This is a genomic window from Pedobacter ginsengisoli, from assembly GCF_002736205.1.
Lineage (GTDB): Bacteria > Bacteroidota > Bacteroidia > Sphingobacteriales > Sphingobacteriaceae > Pedobacter > Pedobacter ginsengisoli_A.
In genome coordinates, this window is sequence record NZ_CP024091.1 from 2,343,072 (window position 1) to 2,364,220 (window position 21,149).

General features: G+C 36.4%; 17 protein-coding genes and 2 tRNA genes. 11 read left to right on the forward strand and 8 right to left on the reverse strand.

The annotated features are described in order from the left end of the window. Positions 1–9 precede the first annotated feature (9 nt). The 4 genes from mltG to CPT03_RS09685 all read left to right on the forward strand — a co-directional run bounded on the left by mltG (position 10) and on the right by CPT03_RS09685 (position 2,645). Complete coding sequence (gene mltG / locus CPT03_RS09670; RefSeq protein ID WP_099438661.1) at positions 10–1,068, forward strand: endolytic transglycosylase MltG; 1,059 nt, start codon at positions 10–12, stop codon at positions 1,066–1,068. Continuing rightward, positions 1,068–1,475 carry an acyl-CoA thioesterase gene (locus CPT03_RS09675; protein ID WP_099438662.1) on the forward strand — a complete coding sequence of 136 codons (408 nt, stop codon included), beginning with the start codon at positions 1,068–1,070 and terminating at the stop codon, positions 1,473–1,475. The genes mltG and CPT03_RS09675 overlap by 1 nt, the downstream gene beginning before the upstream one ends. A 9-nt stretch (positions 1,476–1,484) precedes the next feature. Continuing rightward, on the forward strand, positions 1,485–2,465 hold the full coding sequence (locus CPT03_RS09680) for a YihY/virulence factor BrkB family protein (protein ID WP_099438663.1): 981 nt from the start codon (positions 1,485–1,487) through the stop codon (positions 2,463–2,465). A gap of 95 nt (positions 2,466–2,560) precedes the next feature. Next, positions 2,561–2,645: transfer RNA gene (locus tag CPT03_RS09685), tRNA-Ser, on the forward strand. A 40-nt stretch (positions 2,646–2,685) separates the two neighbouring features. Here the strand turns inward: CPT03_RS09685 and CPT03_RS09690 are convergent. After that, positions 2,686–4,269, reverse strand: coding sequence for a Na+/H+ antiporter (locus tag CPT03_RS09690; RefSeq protein WP_099438664.1), 1,584 nt, complete (start codon positions 4,267–4,269; stop codon positions 2,686–2,688). Positions 4,270–4,488: 219 nt separating this feature from the next. Here CPT03_RS09690 and CPT03_RS09695 point away from each other — a divergent pair. Next, positions 4,489–4,573 (forward strand) — tRNA-Ser (locus CPT03_RS09695). Between the two features lie 443 nt (positions 4,574–5,016). Here the strand turns inward: CPT03_RS09695 and CPT03_RS09700 are convergent. Further along, positions 5,017–5,562 carry a hypothetical protein gene (locus CPT03_RS09700; protein WP_099438665.1) on the reverse strand — a complete coding sequence of 182 codons (546 nt, stop codon included), beginning with the start codon at positions 5,560–5,562 and terminating at the stop codon, positions 5,017–5,019. A gap of 8 nt (positions 5,563–5,570) precedes the next feature. Further along, positions 5,571–6,998, reverse strand: coding sequence for a hypothetical protein (locus tag CPT03_RS09705; RefSeq protein WP_157766394.1), 1,428 nt, complete (start codon positions 6,996–6,998; stop codon positions 5,571–5,573). A 126-nt stretch (positions 6,999–7,124) separates the two neighbouring features. Here CPT03_RS09705 and CPT03_RS09710 point away from each other — a divergent pair, with 126 nt between their 5' ends. Continuing rightward, positions 7,125–8,666: a glycosyltransferase family 39 protein gene (locus CPT03_RS09710; protein WP_099438667.1), complete on the forward strand. Its 1,542-nt coding sequence runs from the start codon at positions 7,125–7,127 to the stop codon at positions 8,664–8,666. Here CPT03_RS09710 and CPT03_RS09715 read toward each other — a convergent pair whose 3' ends face one another. Together CPT03_RS09715 and CPT03_RS09720 are read right to left on the reverse strand one after the other, a co-directional pair. Further along, a complete protein-coding gene (locus CPT03_RS09715; RefSeq protein WP_157766395.1) occupies positions 8,667–9,374 on the reverse strand; it encodes a hypothetical protein in 708 nt (235 codons plus the stop codon). Positions 9,375–9,916: 542 nt separating this feature from the next. Continuing rightward, the gene (locus tag CPT03_RS09720; protein WP_216641627.1) at positions 9,917–10,180 is read right to left on the reverse strand and encodes a hypothetical protein; all 264 of its coding nucleotides are present in this window, start codon (positions 10,178–10,180) and stop codon (positions 9,917–9,919) included. A 482-nt stretch (positions 10,181–10,662) separates the two neighbouring features. Between CPT03_RS09720 and CPT03_RS09725 the strand changes: the two genes are divergently transcribed. From CPT03_RS09725 to CPT03_RS09740, 4 genes are all read left to right on the forward strand, one after another. Further along, positions 10,663–11,631, forward strand: coding sequence for a hypothetical protein (locus tag CPT03_RS09725; protein ID WP_157766396.1), 969 nt, complete (start codon positions 10,663–10,665; stop codon positions 11,629–11,631). A 913-nt stretch (positions 11,632–12,544) separates the two neighbouring features. Next, on the forward strand, positions 12,545–13,048 hold the full coding sequence (locus CPT03_RS09730) for a DinB family protein (protein ID WP_099438671.1): 504 nt from the start codon (positions 12,545–12,547) through the stop codon (positions 13,046–13,048). A 450-nt stretch (positions 13,049–13,498) separates the two neighbouring features. Further along, positions 13,499–13,885, forward strand: coding sequence for a helix-turn-helix domain containing protein (locus CPT03_RS09735; protein WP_099438672.1), 387 nt, complete (start codon positions 13,499–13,501; stop codon positions 13,883–13,885). Between the two features lie 176 nt (positions 13,886–14,061). Then, a complete protein-coding gene (locus CPT03_RS09740) occupies positions 14,062–17,376 on the forward strand; it encodes a VCBS repeat-containing protein (protein WP_099438673.1) in 3,315 nt (1,104 codons plus the stop codon). 28 nt (positions 17,377–17,404) lie between these two features. Here CPT03_RS09740 and CPT03_RS09745 read toward each other — a convergent pair whose 3' ends face one another. From CPT03_RS09745 to CPT03_RS09755, 3 genes are read right to left on the reverse strand one after another with little or no spacing between them, the layout of a single operon-like run. After that, a complete protein-coding gene (locus CPT03_RS09745) occupies positions 17,405–17,671 on the reverse strand; it encodes a hypothetical protein (protein WP_099438674.1) in 267 nt (88 codons plus the stop codon). Positions 17,672–17,682: 11 nt separating this feature from the next. Continuing rightward, positions 17,683–17,973 carry a DUF1360 domain-containing protein gene (locus CPT03_RS09750; protein ID WP_099438675.1) on the reverse strand — a complete coding sequence of 97 codons (291 nt, stop codon included), beginning with the start codon at positions 17,971–17,973 and terminating at the stop codon, positions 17,683–17,685. A 10-nt stretch (positions 17,974–17,983) separates the two neighbouring features. Next, entirely contained in the window at positions 17,984–20,302 is a 2,319-nt protein-coding gene (locus CPT03_RS09755) for a hypothetical protein (protein WP_157766397.1), read from the reverse strand. Positions 20,303–20,668: 366 nt separating this feature from the next. Here CPT03_RS09755 and CPT03_RS09760 point away from each other — a divergent pair, with 366 nt between their 5' ends. After that, positions 20,669–21,145 carry a hypothetical protein gene (locus tag CPT03_RS09760; RefSeq protein WP_099438677.1) on the forward strand — a complete coding sequence of 159 codons (477 nt, stop codon included), beginning with the start codon at positions 20,669–20,671 and terminating at the stop codon, positions 21,143–21,145. Positions 21,146–21,149: the final 4 nt, after the last annotated feature.

The following is a 21,149-nucleotide window of genomic DNA, read 5'->3' on the forward strand; positions in this document are numbered from 1 at the left end:
CATTTATATATGTCAAACGAAGAAAATAAAACAGGTCTTAAAAAGGGCACCAAGATCATATTAGGCCTACTATTCGTTATTTTAATTGCCGGCGGCGTTTACGGGCTTAAATTATATAAAGTATATTTTGCACCAAATGTTACAGGCAATGAAAAGTACTTATACGTAAGAACCGGGTATAATATAGACGACCTGTTTAAAGAAATAAAACTAAAAGATATGTTAACTGATATAGGTTCTTTTAGTGAAGCATCGGGCAAAATGCAGCTTGCACGTTCTTTAAAACCAGGACGTTATAAGCTTGCAAAAGGAATGAATAACCGCAGCATTATTAATATGTTGAAATCGGGCAATCAGGATCCTGTAAAGCTTAAGTTTCAAAACTTAAGAAAGAAAGAAAACTTTGCCGGTTATTTATCAAGGAACCTTGAACCGGATTCTTTAACTTTTATAAATCTGCTTGATTCGACTTCGTTACTTGAAAAGTATGGCTTTAATAAAGACAATAGTTATGTAATGTTTATTCCAAATACTTACGAGATGTATTGGAATGTGAGCGTACCTGAGTTTTTTGACAGAATGCATGCTGAATATGATAAGTTCTGGAACGCAGACCGCAAACAAAAGGCTGCATCATTAAACTTAACTCCTATCCAGGTTTCTATTTTAGCTTCAATTGTTGATGCTGAGGCTCTGTACGACAAGGAGATGCCTATTATTGCTGGTTTGTACTTAAACCGCTTAAATAAAGGTATTCTGCTTCAGGCAGATCCTACTGTTATTTTTGCAAATAACGATTTTACGGTTAAACGTGTTACCAATTCACTTTTAAGCACACCATCAAGATACAACACTTATAAATATGCTGGTTTGCCACCGGGACCGATTATGATGCCGAGTATTAATGCTATTGATGCTGTTTTAAACCGTGACAACAACAATTACATCTACATGTGTGCTAAAGAAGATTTCTCCGGCTATCATAATTTTGCGGTAACTGTTCAGGAACATGAAAAAAACGCAAAAAAATACAGAGATGCTTTAAACAAACGCAATATCTTTAAATAATGTACACTCATACCACCAAAATAAGGGTTAGGTACGGCGAAACCGACCAAATGGGATACGTTTATTACGGCAATTACGCTGAATATTATGAGGTTGCGCGTGTAGAGATGCTGAGAAGTTTGGGCATGGATTATGCTGGAATGGAGAGCAGCGGTGTAATGATGCCTGTTTTAGAGCTAAACTGCAAGTACATTAAGCCTGCTTTATATGACCAGGAAATAACTATTAAAACAACCATTCATGACCTTCCGGGGGTAAGAATACATTTTAAGTATGAATTAACGAATCCGGCCGGGGAACTTATAAACATTGGAACAACTACGCTGGTATTTGTAGATATGGCAAAGAACAAGCCTTGTTCTCCACCAGAAAATTTTATGGAGAAGTTAAAGGTATTTTTTAATTAAATTTGATAGATGGAGTGGATTCATAAGCAGCTTTTAAAAATCAAACTTTATTCTATGTTTATAAGCTGGACTAAGGTTTGTGTTTTACCAGGCTTTAGTCCACTTCCCATATATACTGTTGCCACATTCTTTTTTAAGGAGATTGGTAAAGATTCTTTAGTGAATAAGGCTTCGTCGCTTGCCTATAATTTTATGCTGGCTATTTTTCCGGCCATCATTTTCTTATTTACCCTTATACCTTTTATACCTAAAAAAATTGGTTTTCAGGATCAGTTGATGAACCTGATTATTCTGGTTTTACCCGAAGATGCTTACAAGGCTTTTAGTACTACTCTTGATGAGATAGTGCATAAGCAAAACAGTAGTTTGCTTTCGTTCGGTTTTATATTGTCATTATTCTTTGCAACAAATGGTGTTCATAATTTGATGATGGCTTTTAACAAATCATCGTTGATTATTGAAACACGCAGTTGGATAAAACAGCGTTTAATTGCCGTTTTATTAACGCTGGTGATTGTTTTTTCGGTAATTACCTGTATTACTGCAATGGCAATTGGCGAAATAGCGTTAAACCGGCTTAACATTCAGGCAAGTTTTACAACTTTTGCCATACAGCTTACCAGATGGGCATTGCTTGGAGTATTGTATTTTGTAACAATCTCTATCCTTTATAGGTACGGCCCTGCCCATGCAAAAAAGTGGAAGTTTTTTAGTGCCGGTTCATGGCTGGCCACTATACTGGCTTTTCTTACTATTTGGGGTTTTTCTTTTTACATCAACAACTTCAGTTCTTATAATAAAGTTTATGGTTCTATTGGAACACTTATCGTTATTATGATATGGCTTTATTTAAATTCTCTGATACTTTTGGTAGGTTTTGAGTTAAATGCGAGCGTAGATCTGTCGAAACGCAGTGTTAAAATCATCAGGCCGAACTTCAATTTGTTCAAAAAAACGGCTCCAATAGAGGAAAAACTAGGGAAAAGATAAATTTTTCTCACTCATTTTTAGCGCGTTATCATTTTTAAATGAAATTATATAAATATTAATTTGCAAAATCGAGCCGTATTTGTACTTTTGCCTCCGGAAAGCTGGCAGAGTGGTCGAATGCGGCAGTCTTGAAAACTGTTGACTGTCATAGGTCCGGGGGTTCGAATCCCTCGCTTTCCGCAGAGCCCTGAGAAGCATAAATTCTCAGGGCTTTTTTGCGTCAAATGATTTTTAACCTCTCCTCTTCCAGATCTATCTGATACAATTGCTTTCTAATGATTTCTTCATTAATCGAAACATCTTTATTGAGTTCCGAAAGGTACTGTCGCTGGCTTTCTAGCAGTTCAACAAAAATAGCTTTAGTGCCATCGTTCATCCAGCTATCATCTGCTGCCTTTGTTTTCTCCTCCCAGTGCATCAGTATTTTTTCCAGTCCGGTGTGGCCATGCAATTCATTATCATATTTATTTTTAAGGAACTGATAAGCATGTTGTTTCAGATCCTTTTTCATCTTTTTAGTAGCCTCGTGCTCTTTATCTTCACGTAGTGCTTCGTTAAATAAGCTAGTGCGATTTATAAAGTAAGGAAGTGTAAGGCCTTGTATCAGCAGCGTAAGTAATATTACGACAAAAGTGATAAACAGAATCAGGTTTCTATACGGAAAGGCAGCGCCCCCCAATAACGTAGGCGGTATGGCCAGTGCAGCAGCTAACGACACCACACCGCGCATTCCTGTCCACCCGAGTATAAGAGGAATAGTGAATTGTGCTTTTCTGGAAGAAGCTCTGGGTGCCACACTTGGCCTGAAAATGAATGTAGCTATCATGGCAGCATACGAACTGATGATCCTTGCGGCAATAAGCACACCGGTTACCAGCAAACCATAACCAATTGCAGTACCTAAAGGGATACCGTTTGATCGCATACCGTCTACTATCTCCGGTAGTTCCAGACCAATTATCAGGAATACTACTCCGTTTAAAATAAACACAAAGCTTTGCCATACTCCATAGCCCATAATGCGGCTTGCACTGTTTAAAAAGACCAACCTCCTGGCCGACATAAACAAACCTCCACTAACTACCGCCATCACACCTGAGCTATGAACCTGTTCAGCTACCCAATACATAAAATAGGGTTCAATTAATGTAAGTGCTATATCCGATGGTGCATCTGTAGGTAATCGTTTATGTGCCTGAACAAATAACCAGGCCAATAGCAAACCAATACCTACCCCACCAATTACCATCCACAAAAAGCTAAGCGTTGCTTCCTGCCATACAAAGCTTCCGGTACCAACGGCTATTAAAGCAAATCTGAAAATAATTAACGATGAAGCATCATTTAATAGACTCTCTCCTTCTAAAATGGCTGAGAAAGATTTAGGAATTTTTACAAACTTGGTAATGGCTCCGGTACTTACAGCATCAGGAGGCGATACAATTCCACCTAACAAAAAACCCAGGGCAATTGTAAACCCAGGAATAAGATGATTAGTAACTAATGCTACAGATAATGCAGTAAAAAAGACTACAAGGAAAGCAAAACTCCCAATAATGCGCCACCATTTCTTCATTTCTTTAAATGAGATGGCCCAGGCTGCATCAAATAACAGTGGCGGTAGGAATATGAAAAAGATAAGGTCGGGATTAACTCTGACCACAGGTAGCCCCGGGATAAAACTGACTATTAATCCTGCAAGAACTAATAATATAGGATAAGCAATTTTGAGCTTGGTTGCCCACATATTAAGTAGCACAATGGCGGCTACCATAGCCAGTAAAAAAGGTAGAAGTGTATGCATAGAATTTTAATTTACAGCTTTTCTTTAAAAATTCTAAGTGATTTTTTATCAAACTATTTTTATTTGAAGTATTCTCCTATCTGGGCTGCATTTAATATAGCGACCAAAAAAGTTGTGGTCCAATTGGTTAAGCATATATCAGCATTCTTATATTAATTTAATATAAAATATATGTGAATCTGAGTTTGTAGAATCAATCTGAGTTTGTACTTTTGTCGCGGAGAGCTGGCAGAGTGGTCGAATGCGGCAGTCTTGAAAACTGTTGACTGTCATAGGTCCGGGGGTTCGAATCCCTCGCTCTCCGCTCAAAAGGAATCAAAAAGTACAAAAGCCTGAAAATCGTATGATTAGCAGGCTTTTTGCTTTTTAGGACATACCAAAATATGCATCAACTAGCCCAGATCAGAAAAGAACTACGCGCCAAAATATGCACAAAATCGATTCTGACGGTTAAGTTTTTTGTCTATAGTTCAGAATACGGAAAATAGCGTTGGTTGCGATTTGCTGAAATCCCAAATTCTTTAATTCCTGGTGCATAATATAATGAGGAACATCATTTAAGTAGTCGCGATAAACTTTCTCGATCATAAACCTATGCGGTTCATGTACCTGAATATTGATATAGGTGCATATTTCAGTTTAGCCGAAACACTCAATTTACTACCTCTTAGTTAAAAAAATACCTTTCTAAACTAATTTCTTCTAAAAATTGCTAAATAATTGTATTCTAACTAAAGTGTTATAGAATTATTTCGTACGCTTTGGATAATATGTAATATATCTAGGTTCTAATAAAACAATTTGTTTTACGTTATCGGCAGGTAATGTTGGCCACATACTAACAATATCACTCAAAATATTTCTAATCGAAATTGTCTGATCATCGTCATTTCTATAGAGAATTACTGGAAAAATCAAAATCTTATTTTCATATCCTTTGAATCTAAAAGGTATCTGCTTTATTTTTTGATCAAACTCATTGATTGGAGATAAAAGTTTCAATAGGTCTTCTCTTGGCTCTTTCTTACTTCTATATACTTCTGCAATCTGCCCCTGATCATTTATTGAGATACCCAAAACCATTAAATGTGCGAAATCTTTTGGAACCTGTTGAAGAAGATTCTGGTCAATACTTTTCCATATGCATTTGACAATCGGCTGGCTAATGTCTATATCCTTTCCTTTTGGTGTTATATTTATGGAGTCGGGTGCCTCAATTTTCGCATTTTCTTGCGCTTTAATCAAACTGTGACAAACTAAAATTAACAATAAAACTATAACGAGTCTTTTCATGATAAAGTCTATAATGGACAAAAGGTTCCCAATTTATTTGTCGCGTCCTTGTGGTATTTAAGGAGAGTTGCATCAACATCTTGTCGTTCAGATTCAGTTAAAAAATCATTCCACATTGTGGTATCCTTTAGACCATCCCAAGTTAAAGCCCATGCATCGTGGGTGGATAAGTTAGGGAATGCAGATTTTAAAGCTGAAATTAGAATTCCTAAATAACCGTCCACCATCTCTTGATGATTTGTTGGCGGTGAATAAGTTCCAGTACTAGTTTTGTAGTTCTTGATATCCATATAAGAATGGATTACCTCATGATAAACAGTTGAAACTATATATTCTTTTGGACGTTTTAAAAGTTCTGTTTTGTTTAGTGTAATGCTATCTGTACTGATATTGGGGTAAAATTGTGCATTACCTGCATCACCATTTGCTAATGTATTTGCCTCTGATATGACCAATTTCATATCACTAAAAGTAGTATTACCATATAACGAGTTCATCATATCTCTTAATGTATTTTTTGCATTAAGAGCCAAATCAACTGCATTTTTTAAACACTGATTAAGTATTTTATTAACGACTTCCAGCGGAGTATTTCCTCCATAATTACCGCCGCCACCTCCTCCTCCGCCGCCATTTGATGCACTTCCAATTGAACTACCAGAGCCACTACCATTTCCAGCACTTCCGGTACCAACTGGTTCGGTGCATGAAAGTTCCTCAATATTAGTGATTGTAACAGTGCAGGTAGAACCAACGCAATATTTATCATATGTAATCTTATATGTACAGTTTGCCTTAAATTGATAATTTGGATCAACATAGGAGACTGCCCCTCCTTTTTTATCGGCCGATGCTATTGCTGCACTTCGTCTGGAATAAATAACCTTTCTGTTTTGATTACTAACAATTTCAACTTTTTTATCAGTTATACTTCCTCGGTCAAACACTGAACTTCTTACAAAGAAATAGTTGATATCATATTGTTGTATGGCACCAGAAAATCCGTTAATACTTTTTTTCTGATAATTGGAAATTAGCTTGTTTAAATTATCCTCAACGTCAAAATCATACCCATAGAATTCTACGATTTTGCCATCTTCAATTTGATGGTTACCCTCTGTAAATAAAAACACTCTTCTTACGGAAACCGCTCTGTTCTCCAAACGATTTTCTATTGTGGGTACCACCAGTATGTTTTTGCCATCCGATTTAACAGTCCAGGAATCCTTCCAGAGTGGCTTTAATTTGATAAAAGCCTTTCCGTTTTGGGCCGGAAAATTTTTAACATTCCTGCTATGATAAATTTTTGCTGATTCTAATAATGCAGAGGGAACCTCCTGATCGTAGATCACATTTTTAATATCTTTTCTGCAAGCAAAAACTAAAAGGAGTAGACAAAAGACTAGGCTTAGGCCTAATAAAGAGCGTTTGTTCATAATATTTGGTTTAGATTAACCTAATTTAAAAATACTGTTTGTAAAATCCAAGAAAAAATATAAAAACGTTTTAGCTACTATTTGACATTTTGTTTTTTATAGTTCAACAATTAATGTAATCTTTATATGATACAACCTATCATTCCTGAAACCAATATGCGCGCTCAAAACTTATTTAAGTCAACGAACTATAGATTATTCATCCTTCTGGTTATAATTTTCTATTTGCTGGTCGCTTACAAAAGTTCAGGATATCATCAGGAAGATGAACACTATCAGCTTATTGAATTTGCAAACTATAAACTTGGTCTTGTTCCTGAGAATCGGTTAGCCTGGGAGTTTAAGGAGCAAATAAGACCCGGCTTTCAACCAATGATCTGCTTTTATCTTTTAAAAGGTTTTCATTTAGTCGGAATTGATGATGGCTATATTATCACATTTTTACTGAGAGCCATTAGTGGTTTGTTTTCAATTTTTGTAATCGGCAAATTTGTTAAAGTATACAAATCAAATTTTGGCACCTCTCTACAGCCTTGCTTTATTTTTCTTTCCTATGTACTTTGGTTTTTGCCATATATAAATGTCCGGTTTTCTTCAGAAACATGGTCGGGATTGTTTTTTCTACTCACTTTAACCATTATTGAACAGTTCAAAAACACTGAAGCATTAAAGAAGTATCTTTTTATTGGGATATTGCTTGGTATTTCAATTCTGTTCCGCTATCAATCTGCCCTCTTAGCAGTGGGCATAATTCTTTGGCTATTACTAATCCATAAATCAAAAATAAAGGACGTTCTAACCAGTGCATTTATAATCTTCATTGTTCTTTGCCTGGGAATGGTCTTCGATTACTGGTTATACGGAGAATTTACATGTACCATCTACAATTATTTCAATGTAAATCTAATAAAGGGGGTTTCTACCAGTTTCGGTGTATCGCCATTTTATGAGTACATTTATTATGTTATTACTGCGCCTGGCCCATTTGGGATATTTATACTTCTGGCATTTCTTGTAGTCTCATTTTATGATCCTAAGCATATAATTATCTGGGCAATAGTTCCATTCATTTTAATACACTCACTGATCCCACATAAGGAATTAAGATTTTTATTTCCAATAGCCAATGTGGTTCCATTTCTCATTGTCTATGCTTTTATGATCACCAAAAATAAGCTTAAAGACTCCACATTACTTATTACTAATAAACCTGTAAGTATTATAGTTTTGACTTTGCTTCTTACCATAAATTGTACCGGATTGATCGCAATAGCATCTACCGGAGCAGGGACAAAACGAACAGTAGTAACGGAATGGATTCATAGAAAATATGGCACTGAAAAACTAAACATTATTATTGTAAATGTGCAAAATCCGTATATGGATTGGGGGCCGCCAAAAAACACTTACTATAGTAGCTCGACGGTGAATCTAAATTATGTTAACTCAATATGGCAGGAGGATTTCTTGACGCATAAGAAGAAAGGCTATAAAAATCTATTAGTCATTTCTGATGAAGATATTACCGGAGAACGTGCTATCAGCCTGTTAAAAAGCTTTCATCTGGTAAAGGTTTATCAGAATATTCCTGATTTCTTAAGCATAGTATATCGTTTTTACGATCCTAGTATGAATGATTTGAGGCTTAATGTATATGACTTTCAATAATTAATCATCCTGTGTGTACAATAAAAACCCAGTTTTATAACTTGTATGATCATAATCTAAAAAGATTTTTTTATTCTTGGATTCGTCCCATGGGCTAATAGTTTTATAAAAAAGGATTGGTTGCTCAACAAAATATGGCTCATCAATTAAATACTGAATTTGTCCTGTCTTGTTTGTTCTCAGAAAATCTATTACAGGTTGTTTTGGGAGAAAATGCGCAGTAGTTTCCTTTTGTCTATTTCCAATTTTGAAGTCAACTGCTTTCAGTGGGAAATTGCCGACAATAAAAATATCGTACCATATAAATTGCATTATAATGAACCCCATAGCTATTGAGGCAACAAAGAAACTGGCCATTTGGGTTCTGAAAGAAATCCTGTAGGCTATATATAACCCAATCAGGATATAGATTGAAAGATAATATCTAAAAGAACAGCTGATGGTATAAATACAAAATATTCCGAAATAACAGATTATCCAGTAAATTTCTACTGGTATAATTTCTAATTTCAGATCCTTAGCTAACTGAATTAAAAAGCAAGCCAATACCATGCATCCAACTAAACTCAGGGCTATTTCTGTTAAGGTTGAGCATTCGTATGAAAAAATCTGTAGAATTATCTTATAGCCCGAAAGTACCTGAAAAAAAGCAATACCATGAAATATTGCGAATGCAGAAATCCCAAGGGTGAATATCACAGTTATCATTTTCTTAGGAATGTTTAGGTTAAAACGCCTTACTTTACCGATTAAGAGAAAGTAGCATTTTGAAGTAAATACCAATAAGAGCAAAGCAGACAAAATTACGTAACCTATCTGACTTGACATTGATTCGAGATAATACCTCATTGATGAAAAAACAAGAATAAGATTAACACAATTAATGGTTAAAAGAACGGCTAAAGGATTGAGTTGCCCAGATTTGTATCGACCTTCCCATAAAAGAGTCCCCACAAAAACAGAAATTGGAATACAAGAAAACAAAATATGGTTGTAAGTGCCCAGCAGATTGCTAAACAAGAATAGAAATACCCAAAATGGATTTATTTTAAATGGCTGCCTCCTGATCCTGAGAAAAGAAGCAAACATTATTGAAAATAGGAATAAAGTGAATGAATTAACTTCCCAGGCCACCCGTGGAGAAAGTACAAAAAGAACAGATTCGGCTATTATCAGTAAGAAAAGCAGGGAACGAACTCGACTACTTCTGGAACTTACTGAAAAAAACAAGATGATCAGACCAGCCAGGTTTAATGCACCCCCCCTAATCTTAATTGGAAAACTCCCCTGCCAAATAAATCAAAAGATAATCCAGTAAGTAATGTCTGAAGTATTCCGGTATAGTTATTCATTCCAATAATTTGGGAAACACCTTCATTTTGAAATTGTACTGCTTTTAGACCAGACCAGGCTTCATCAGCATGAAGACCAGGGAGTACATCCAATTTATATATCCACCAAAATCCAAGCGAGCAAAATATAATCCCGCTCAATATCGGGATCACAATACCCATACTGATTAAAGGAATTTTTCTAACTTCTGATTGAACGTTAACCACAGGTTGTAAAATTGAGAAATAGGAACTCGAATTATTCAAATATGATAAAAATATATAAATTCATGGTTTGATTTTCAATAACGCTCCGCATGACACAGGATTCTACAAGAGGGATTTTTACTTTTTATAAACAATCACCACACAAATATCATTTAGCAATTTTATACCTAAGTGTGCTGATTGTCTATTGGCAAGTTTACAAATTTGAATTTTTAATTGGCTGGGACGATCAGTGGTTTATTACCAATCATTATACAGAGAATGGGTTCAGCAGAAAAAATCTCTATGCAATTCTAACTGATTTCTTCTATGGGCAATATGCTCCAGTAAACCAATATTACTACCTACTTCTTTATAACCTTTTTGGTTACAACCCTAAATATTTTCATGTTAGCAGTGTGTTACTTCATCTGGGTAATGCAACTTTGATATACTGGATGATTAAAAAAGTTACTGCTAAAATTTCAGATATTGGGGCTATAAGAACTGGAGAGGTGGCATTTGTTACTACTTTATTATTTGCAGTCTCCCCGTTTAATTTGGAACCAGTGGCATGGGTTGCTGCATCCAAAGTACTGCTATATTCTCTTTTTTACTTGTTAGCGATTAGAAGTTACTGTTTATACATCGACACATCAAAATCAACTCACTTCTATCTGGTAATTTTATGGTTTACACTATCGTTTGGCGCAAAGGAACAGGCAGTCAGCTTACCTATATGTCTTTTACTTTTTGATTACATCTATAAGAGAAACTTTAGGGATCACATGATCTGGTATGAAAAAATACCATTGCTTGTACTTACCACATTATTTGGTATTATAACCCTACAATCTCAAGGAGAAATGATATTAGAGAACACCCATTTTTATCCGATTTATCAACGGGTAATATTGGCATTCTATACATTAAGTGAATACTTTACCAAAACAATAACACCAATTAATGTCTCTTACCTATATCCATTCCCTTTTCAGGTTGGTGAACCTGTGCCTATATGGATTTATTTATTTCCCTTCCTCATCGTTTTAACAATTATTTGCCTTTACAAAATCATATTGAAAAAATGGTTGGCTTTTGGGCTATTATTTTTCTTGATTCACATAGCGCTAGTACTGAATCTACTGTCACTGGCAAGATTTTCAGTTGTAGCAGATAGGTATGCATATTTGTCTACGATAGGATTATACTTTATTCTGGCTTATTCCTTTATCCTATTATACCAAAGCAAATACAGGAAAATAATCATAACCAGTTCTTTCGTTTACCTTTTTGGATTTATGGTTTATTCCTATAATCATGTTTCAAAATGGCAAAATGTAGGTATAGTAAAGGCAAGAATCAAAAAAGTAATGGAGAGTAGAAAAGATTATCAGAATTGGAAACATAAACAAAACACAAAATGAAAGGTTGCTTAAGTCTAAGAGTTTATATTGGGATTTTCTTTTTTATCCTGCTTATGGCAATAAATATATACGTTGCCCTTCATTTCTACTTTCTTGATGTGATTGCAGTTAATGACTTTTATTTCTGGCAGGCAAACTAGAATTGTCAAGACAATTGAAGAAGGTTTCTATCAATACCATACAAAAAATAATCAACTACGATCATTGAAAAAACGACATCACGTTGAACCCTGCTCGTCAATTTTGAATTAAGCTATATTGTCATTGGTAATCAGGCGATTATATGGTAATTTGGAAATAGCGAAGAGGGGGCAATCATTTTGGTTTTTCCAAACAGACACCATTATTTTTTATTATGTTGCATCAGTTTGTGTCAAAAGGTATTTTAGTGCAATCCAAAAAGTAAGCCAAGAGGAAGTACCATTAGATGACATTATCTATCTCTACTATTAGATGGACAAAATAAATTTTAAATATTCATTACTAGTGAATATATAAGAATGTCTAGTAGATATTTTCACGACAAATGTACGCTATAAATATCTACAGGCAAGATTGGCGTTTATTCACGTTTTTCTAAATCATCCATTTACTTCTTATTCTTGTAAATTTCACTGATTATTCTAAAAAGTTCCTGTAGATGTTGCATCATAGATTCTGAGTCTCCGCTCAAAAGGAATCAAAAAGTACAAAAGCCTGCAAATCGTAACGATAGCGGGCTTTTTCGTTTTATATGGTATAAATTTAAGAGTACAAAACCGGTTCAAGTAATAATTCGGGATTTTCAACCATTCTCCAAAGGTAAAATCAGCTTCATAATAAATAACCCAAGGATTGACTTTCGCTGTAGTGGAATTTTAGGATAAGCATAGAGAAATATTTCTTAAATTTAATATCAATAAATATTATAAAAATGATGAAACAAGCATTAATCGGTGAATTCATGCATGAAGCAGAAAACACCAGAAAGTTATTATCAATGATTCCGGACAGTGCATTAGAATACCGTCCACAACCACATCTTTGGTCAGTAGGTCAGTTAGCTTCGCATATTGCCGAAGTATACAACTGGTATCAACCTACATTTGCCCAGGATGAATTTGATATGGGGTCTTATAAATATGACAAGGGTGATATCAGCAAGGCCTCGAACATCCTGAAAAAGTTTGAAGAAAATGTTGCAAATGCAAAGACTATAATAGAAAGTTCTGATGAATCAAAATATATGAATACCTGGACGATGTCTGCCGGTGGTACCCCTCTTATGCCGCCAATGCCGAAAATACAGGTTATCAGGGGATTTCTCTATAATCATTTATATCATCATCGCGGAGAACTTATCGCACACCTCAGAGCAACGGGAAATAAAGTGCCGTCTTTGTATGGTCCTAATTATGAAGAGTCTCAACGCTCCTAAACTTTGTAAAACAAGACGGTAAATAGTAGCTCTTTCATTCAGTTTATCCGCCAGATCTTTCAATCCAACGCTACAATAGTTTTGTTTAGTAAAAAAACTATTGTAGCGTTACATCAAACTCTTTTAATTTCCTTGTGTTTCCACAACACTAACATTTCAACCAAGTAGATGATATGATGGAGATTCAGCCAATTCTTTTTATTAATGTTACCACCTCCACCTATTCGAAAACTATAGTAGCCAATCACGTAAAATTACGTGAGTTTACCTTAAAAATATCCGTATTTCCCCTCTAGGCCACCGTTTCTTGAACAATTATCTTCGTTATAAGGGAACACCTAATCCAATTCTACTCTGTTGACAGCGAAATGATGCCGAAACATCTTTTCGCTGATGTGTACTATGATTTTGAGTTCCTTAACTATTTAACCAAGATTATCTGATCTAGCCATGAAAAATATGGAATACAATGCCGGAGAGATCGTTGAATTGGCAATTCGACGACAAGAGTTTAGCATTAGTGAGCTATCCAGACGTTTACATGTAAACAGACGCACACTGTACAATTGGTTTACAAAAAAAGACCTTCACCCTGAGCTGATCTTACAAATCGGTAAGGTGATAAATTATAACTTTTATCCCGACTTCGAAATCGGCTTCTTTGGTTTATGCCATGAGGAAGAGTTAAAAAGTAACACCCGAAACACCCAGAAAATACCCGAAGACCTGGTATTTTACTGGATGGGCAAGTATATAAATTTACTGGAGGAGTATAAAGGGCTATTAAGAAAACGTAATTCTCAAAAAGCCGATTCTTATACTGTTGCAGGTGAGTAGTTTATTGGGCCATAAACCCCTATAATCAAGACAATTACTCGCAATAAATTACCAAGAAAATAATTATGGTATTTATTAATAAAAACTATATATTTACTTTATAGTCACTAAAATATTACAATGTAATGCTTTTTTGACGAACACTAAACCAAACCAACTAACCAAATAAAATTCTTATGGCAAAACTCTACTTTGGGGCATTATGCCTTTTTTTTCTGTTTTCCTGTACTGGATCTAAAAAAGAAAATGCGATGATGGTTGCTGAAAACCCGCTTTTCACTCTGCTTGATTCTTCCAGTACCAATATCATGTTCAACAACGTGATCAAAGAAGAGTTTGATAATAGTGTTAAGGGTTTCTATCAGGGTTTTTACAGCGGTGGCGGCGTTGCTGTAGGCGACCTCAATAATGACGGATTAGATGATATTTACTTTTCAGGTAATATAAAAGGAAACAAACTCTATCTCAACAAGGGCAAGATGAACTTTATCGACATTACTGAAAAAGCAGGAGTAGGCGGAAGAATCCCGGGATGGAAAACCGGAGTTAATATGGTTGATGTTAATGGTGATGGTTATCTTGATATTTATGTATGTTATGCTGGCAGGGAATCTGGTCTGGAAACAAAAAATCAACTCTTTATTAACCAGGGATCAGACAAAAATGGTATACCTGTTTTTAAGGAAGATGCAGAAGCTTATGGGTTGGCAGATCCGGCATATTCAACGCAATCTATCTTTTTTGATTATGACCGTGATGGTGATCTGGACCTCTTTCTCATAAACGACAATGTTCAAGTACTTAGCAATCTGGACGACTACATGATAAATGAGTTAAAAAAGCAAGATGATCCTTTGGCCAGCTCTAAACTCTTAAGAAATGACAATGGACATTTCAAGGATGTAACTAAAAAAGCCGGGTTAAGCATGTCCACGCTTTCCTATGGCCTGGGCGGAGGCGTAGCCGATATTAATGGCGATGGATGGCCAGACATATACCTATCTAATGATTATGCCATTCCTGATCGTATGTACATTAACAATGGAGATGGAACTTTTACAGACAAGTTGCAGAACAACCTGGATCAAATTTCTTTATTCTCTATGGGCAATAACCTTGCAGATGTTAATAACGATGGTCTGCAGGATATATTTACGCTCGATATGCTTCCCGAAGATAATAAACGTCAAAAATTATTGGCAGGACTGGATAATTATGAATTATTTAATGTCAACCTGCGCAATGGTTTTTATTATCAATACGGACGAAATATGCTACATATCAATAATGGCAATGGTACTTTTAGTGAAGTTGGCCAACTGGCCGGTATCTCTAATACTGACTGGAGTTGGGCACCCTTATTTGCTGATTATGACAATGATGGCTGGAAGGATCTTTTCATAACCAACGGTTTTATGCGTGATTTCACGAATATGGACGTACTCAAATACAATGAGCAATACATGAGAAGTCTGAATGGTCAGGTAGAAGCAAAAAACTTAATCTCTATGCTTAAGAAAGTCCCTTCTTCCAATGTAAAGAATTATATCTATAAAAATAATGGTGGCTTTACCTTTACCAATAAAGGGTTTGACTGGGGTGTAAATATAGCTTCGAACAGCAATGGTGCAGCATATAGCGATCTGGACAATGATGGAGATCTTGATCTGATAGTCAACAACATCAACAAAGCTGCTTTCATATATCAAAACCAGGGCAACGCATCTAGGCATTACCTAAAAATAAAGTTGCAGGGCTCGGGTAAAAATACCGACGGTCTGGGTACCATCGTAACTATATTTAATAAAGGAAAGCAACAGTGCATAGAGCAGATGCCATCAAAAGGCTATTTATCCAGCGTATCTCAAAATCTCCATTTCGGTTTAGGTAAAGAAAAAACGATCGATTCTGTAAGAATTGTTTGGCTTAGCGGAAAACAACAGGTGCTAAAAAATGTTACTGCCGACAAACAACTGGTTGTTAAAGAAAATGATGCCAAAGACAAGTACCAAAGGCAAAAACCACCTAAACCATTATTTACCGAGATACCTTCGCCAATCGCATCTGCACAGGTCAAAAATGACATTAATGATTATAAGCGTCAACCCCAGCTGGTAAATGCCTTGTCTTTCTCTGGGCCATGCATGACCAAGGGAGATGTTAACGGAGATGGTTTGGAAGATGTATTTGTAGGTGGAGACGTCAATCAGGCCGGGGCTTTATTCATTCAGCAGAAAAACGGACAATTCATTAAAAATCAGCAGCCATTTATAGCTGATGCGGCAAGTGAAGACACAGATGCCATATTCTTTGATGCCAATGGTGACGGCCATGTTGACCTGTATGTTGTAAGTGGTGGATATGGAAACTTTAAAGATAATGATCCATTATTTCAGGACAGACTATATCTCAATGATGGCAAGGGTGATTTTACTAAATCAATCAGTTCACTTCCCAAAATGTATGAGAGCAAGAGTTGTGCAAGAGTGGGTGATTTCAACAATGATGGTAAACCAGACCTATTTGTGGGTAGTCGTGTCATCCCCTCAAAGTATCCGGAAACACCAAAGAGCTTCCTGTTAATAAACGATGGAAAAGGCCATTTTACTGATCAGATCAGAAAAATGGCTCCAGATCTGGAGTATATTGGTATGGTTACAGATGCTGCAGTTCTTGATCTGGATAACGACAAAAAACAGGATCTCATTGTAATAGGCGACTGGATACCAATTACCGTATTCATTAATAATGGCAATAAACTCAAAAAAAGAACAGATAAATATTTTGATAAGCAATACAGTGGCTGGTGGAATACCTTAAAAGTAGAAGATCTTAATAAAGATGGCAGACCTGATCTTGTACTGGGAAATATGGGGCTCAATAGCCAGTGTAGAGTAAGCGACCAGGAGCCGGCAGAGCTGGTATATAAAGACTTTGATAACAACGGAGCTATTGATCCAATCCTGTGTTTTTACATTATGGGCAAAAGTTATCCATACCTGAGTCGTGATGAGATGCTTGATCAGATAAATATCATGCGTACACGCTTCCCTAACTACAAAAGCTATGCAGAGGCAGGTTTGAAAGAAGTTTTTACAGAAGAAGAGCTTAAAGATGCAAAAGTATTAAAAGCCAATTATCTTAAAACAGCATATTTTGAAGGTACCAGCGACGGCCGATTCAAAGAGAAACAATTACCGCTACAGGCTCAATTTGCTCCTGTGTACACAATCATCAGCCTTGATTATGACAGAGATGGCAATAAAGACCTGTTATTATGCGGTAATATTAATCAATCACGTATCCGCTTTGGCAAATACGATGCAAACCATGGGGTGCTGTTAAAAGGTAATGGAAAGGGTGCCTTTAAATACGTTCCTGAGCTGCAAAGTGGTCTTAAGTTAAAGGGTGATGTAAGAAGTGGCCTTACCGTAAATAATATGCTTCTGGTTGGAATTAATCAGCAAAAACTAAGAGCATTTCAATTTTAATTATGGTTGGCGCACCAAATAAATAGGATTAAACCCTTACTTCTATTAAATCAGAATATCCCCTCATTACAGAAACATCATCAGGATGTACCAGCAACTGACGCCTATGTTCTGAAAATGTGTAGATCATATCAAAAAGTCCTTTTACCTGCAGCTCGTTGTTGCTGGTATACTTAAAATACACAGGTTTTTGTTCTCTTATAGTCTGATTATTTTTGCTTTCTGTTTCATTTACAGAAATATCATTAGCAGAAGTAAATTGTAAGCTTTGTCTTTTTTGTCCGCAGCAGTTCATAGTTTTAGTTTTTAAGGGTGATTAGATTTTTTCATAATTATTTGTTCCAGGAAAATTGACGCTGCCGAAAATGACAGCGTCAATAATATTTTTTCCATCCAATTATTTCCGAAATAAATTCCTACCGGTAGTGCTACCCACATAGACAAGCAAAGGAAGCAATCCATTAATGAACCAAAAAAGCTTTTGCCTGCAAGTTTTCTTAGTTTATAAATCAGATCAAAGGGGCCATCTTCTGCTTGTATTAAGTGGGTAACACGCCAAACGGAAAGTACAGAAATCAGAAATAAATAGGCTGTCATTATTTTGTGTTTATGGTAAACGTTCAATCGCAACACCAGCACTTACAACATAGTTACCGGCATTTGCACCTGCCCCATAACCATTGGTTGTTCTTTTTGATGCCCATAAGCCAATAGAAACAGTTGCATAGCTTTCGTTAGGCTCTAGCCATTTCCCAGTAGGAACCGGCAATGGAACAAAGGTAATTTGGTGTGCATTTGAGTCTCCAAATTTGCTTACATCAGCTGTACCTCTATATCCCGGACAGCTATTGGCATCATTATTAGCCGGATTATCACCATGTAAAATGCCTGGCTCTGGTACTGAACTACCTAGTCGTTTTACTTCAAAACCTGCAGAAGTACCACATTTCCCTATTGTAAGATCATAATGATCCTGGAATACCGAATTTGGATGGGTCTCGCAAGCTTTAAAAGTCACATTTAGCGGAGTATTTAAATAAGCCTCTTTTATGCGGTATAAATTACATTCGGCTTTTACAATGTTTACCCCATCGGCATCAAACCACACATCATCCAAACTAAAACCAAGGTAATTATTGTCAATAAACAAAGCTATCATATCGGTAGCTCCCGCTATATGATTTCCAGCTGCATCATAACCATCCATGCGAAAATAAACCGTTCCGGGGGCAGTGCCCTGATAAATTGCTGTATTTAATTTAATCAAGCGGTTTTTATCGTATGGTATCCAAGGTATACCGGCCTCAATTTGAGCCTCTACGTTTAAGTAATAAGGTACTTTAATTGCCGGTCCTCCATCAACCTTTAGTGGGATAGTATCGTAAGAACCTATTAGTTTCGGCAATAGATCTAACCCTATGCCCTGAAACAAATATCCCATGTAAGATTCAGCTACATAGTTCCAGCTATTGAAAGGCTCCGCAGGATTTTTGCTATACCTAATGGTATAATAAGAAATTATCGGATCGGTAGGTTTCCTCTGCGTATCATACAAACAGCCTTTTACATCCACTGTACCGGCCCATGCTGCGCAATCTATATTCAGACCCGACAAAACATTATGGCTGCTAATTCGGCCATCGGCATGCAAATGATTCAGTAAAGCAGCAGAATTTCTATCCATAGCACCAAAAGCAAAGCTTGCAGAACTATTTTGATTACCACCTATAATTACATTGCCTAAAGCACCAATCATATTGCCGTTAAAGCAATTAAAAGGTTTAGGTATAACCGATGCCGGAATGCAAATATCAATGCGTTTAATTCTGCTTACATTAAAGTAGCACGGACTTTCATATAAAACAGGTGCACCAACGGTTGATCCCGGGATGCTTACAATCAGATCTGGCAACACTTGTGCGGCAACATCTTCGCCAGTGCCGTAATCTGTAAACAATTCATCAAAAAAATCGGTAAGTGTATGTTTGTAATGGAATATATAGTTTCCGTTCATATCGGTAATGGCAAAGCCTAAATTTCTTCGCTCACCGGTACCGGTGTAAGGGTTCCCTGCTTTCTCGGCAGCAGTACGGTCATATTCTTCAAAGTTCAAACTGATGTTTTTACCATCAGAAACATTGCAACCAAAACGTGCATTATCAAAAACACCAATCATATCACGACGAACAAGGTTGGCAATGTTATTTGCTTTGGCATCTAACTGTATGGTTTTAGAATATTTCAGTGTTCTGGCCACCGCAATACTCTCAGTACTTTTTAAACCGGCTCCTCTGGTATCATTGGCCTTTTCATCGTTTTCGAAACGGAATAAATCGGCCACTTGGTTAGGTATTTGCCTGTCGTCAGTTAAATTGATCATGAGCGGTTTAAAGGGTCCCGGATCTGGCGGATTTGGGTTTACAATAGTAGGAGGAATCCGTTCAGGATAATGTTTTTCAATTATTTCGCGTATTCTTGGATTTTGCAATGCTTTTTGAAAAGCATGGTTATTATCAATAACAAAATGACTGCGGTAACACGGATTATAAAGACAAAGCCCGCTATAAGTACTTACATGGCCATAGGCTAAATAATCCTGATAACCAGCCGGTGTAAAACAGGTAAGCACCAGATCATCAAAATCCAGATCACCTCCCCCATCGTTAGATTCAATTTGAAACTGATAATTGCCGCCCACCCTGGTTGGGAATTTAATTCTGGCATCAGAATTTTGAAAACCCGTACCCGGATTGTTCTGGATATTAAGGGTCCACATGGCACCGGTTACTACTACATCGGCCGCACCGACTGTAGCCTGATAAGTGCCGTTTCCGCTTGTAGCACCTTGTACTACAAACTGTTGTTTAAAGGTTGCATTTTTGGCCGTAACACGTATGGTCCAATTGCCTTGCATAGAGATGTACATAGTTTTGATTATTTTAGTTAAACTTTCTTCATTTTTTTCAGAAGGAGATAAAAAACACTCAGTCTTACAGCTGTTACCTTAGTGTAGCCTGCTGAGCGAATTTTGGAGCGCACTTCTTAATATCTATTTCGCTATTAAAGGTTCTTTTGAGCGTACCTTTAGATTTGCTTTTTTTGATAAATTAAAGTTCAGATGAATGCAGATGCTGTACAAGGTAGCCTACACGGTTTTTGCATGCGTGGTAGTACGTATAGGCGATGTGGCTTTTACGCAATTATTAAAAAACGGCCATTTAAAGTCACTAAAGACTTGAAAAACAGTTAATAATATTTAATTTTAGTAAACCATACTAAACGAATCTATAAAATGGAAACTCAAAAAAGACAACACCCGATTGATGGTACCGAAGGCGATCCTATTGAATTAAAGATTGCCGCCGCCTGGACGAAGAATTATCGTATCATGAATCCAAATGAAACGATTTCACATTTTTTTGGCAATCAGATTCTACAACAAATCCTTGATCAACCTGAGTGTCTTGGCATCCGTATCTATTATGCCAACGAAGTAAGGCTGAATTGGATTCAGCGTATTTTTGTTACTATAAGCAATTTTTTACGTTGGATTGTTGGTGCATATGGCGTAAAGCACCTGATTTTGGTAGGTAGCGATAAAGATGGTATAGATCAAATACCTGAAAAAGTGCCAACAGAGGTTTCAGAAAATCAGGATAAAGTAATGGTAGCCATGTCTTTTAAAGCAGCAGCAGCTCGCACTATAGCTGAACAAGCTTCGCCATGCCCCGGAGGAGCAGGCTGTCCGGAAAATCAACTGACCAGATAAATAA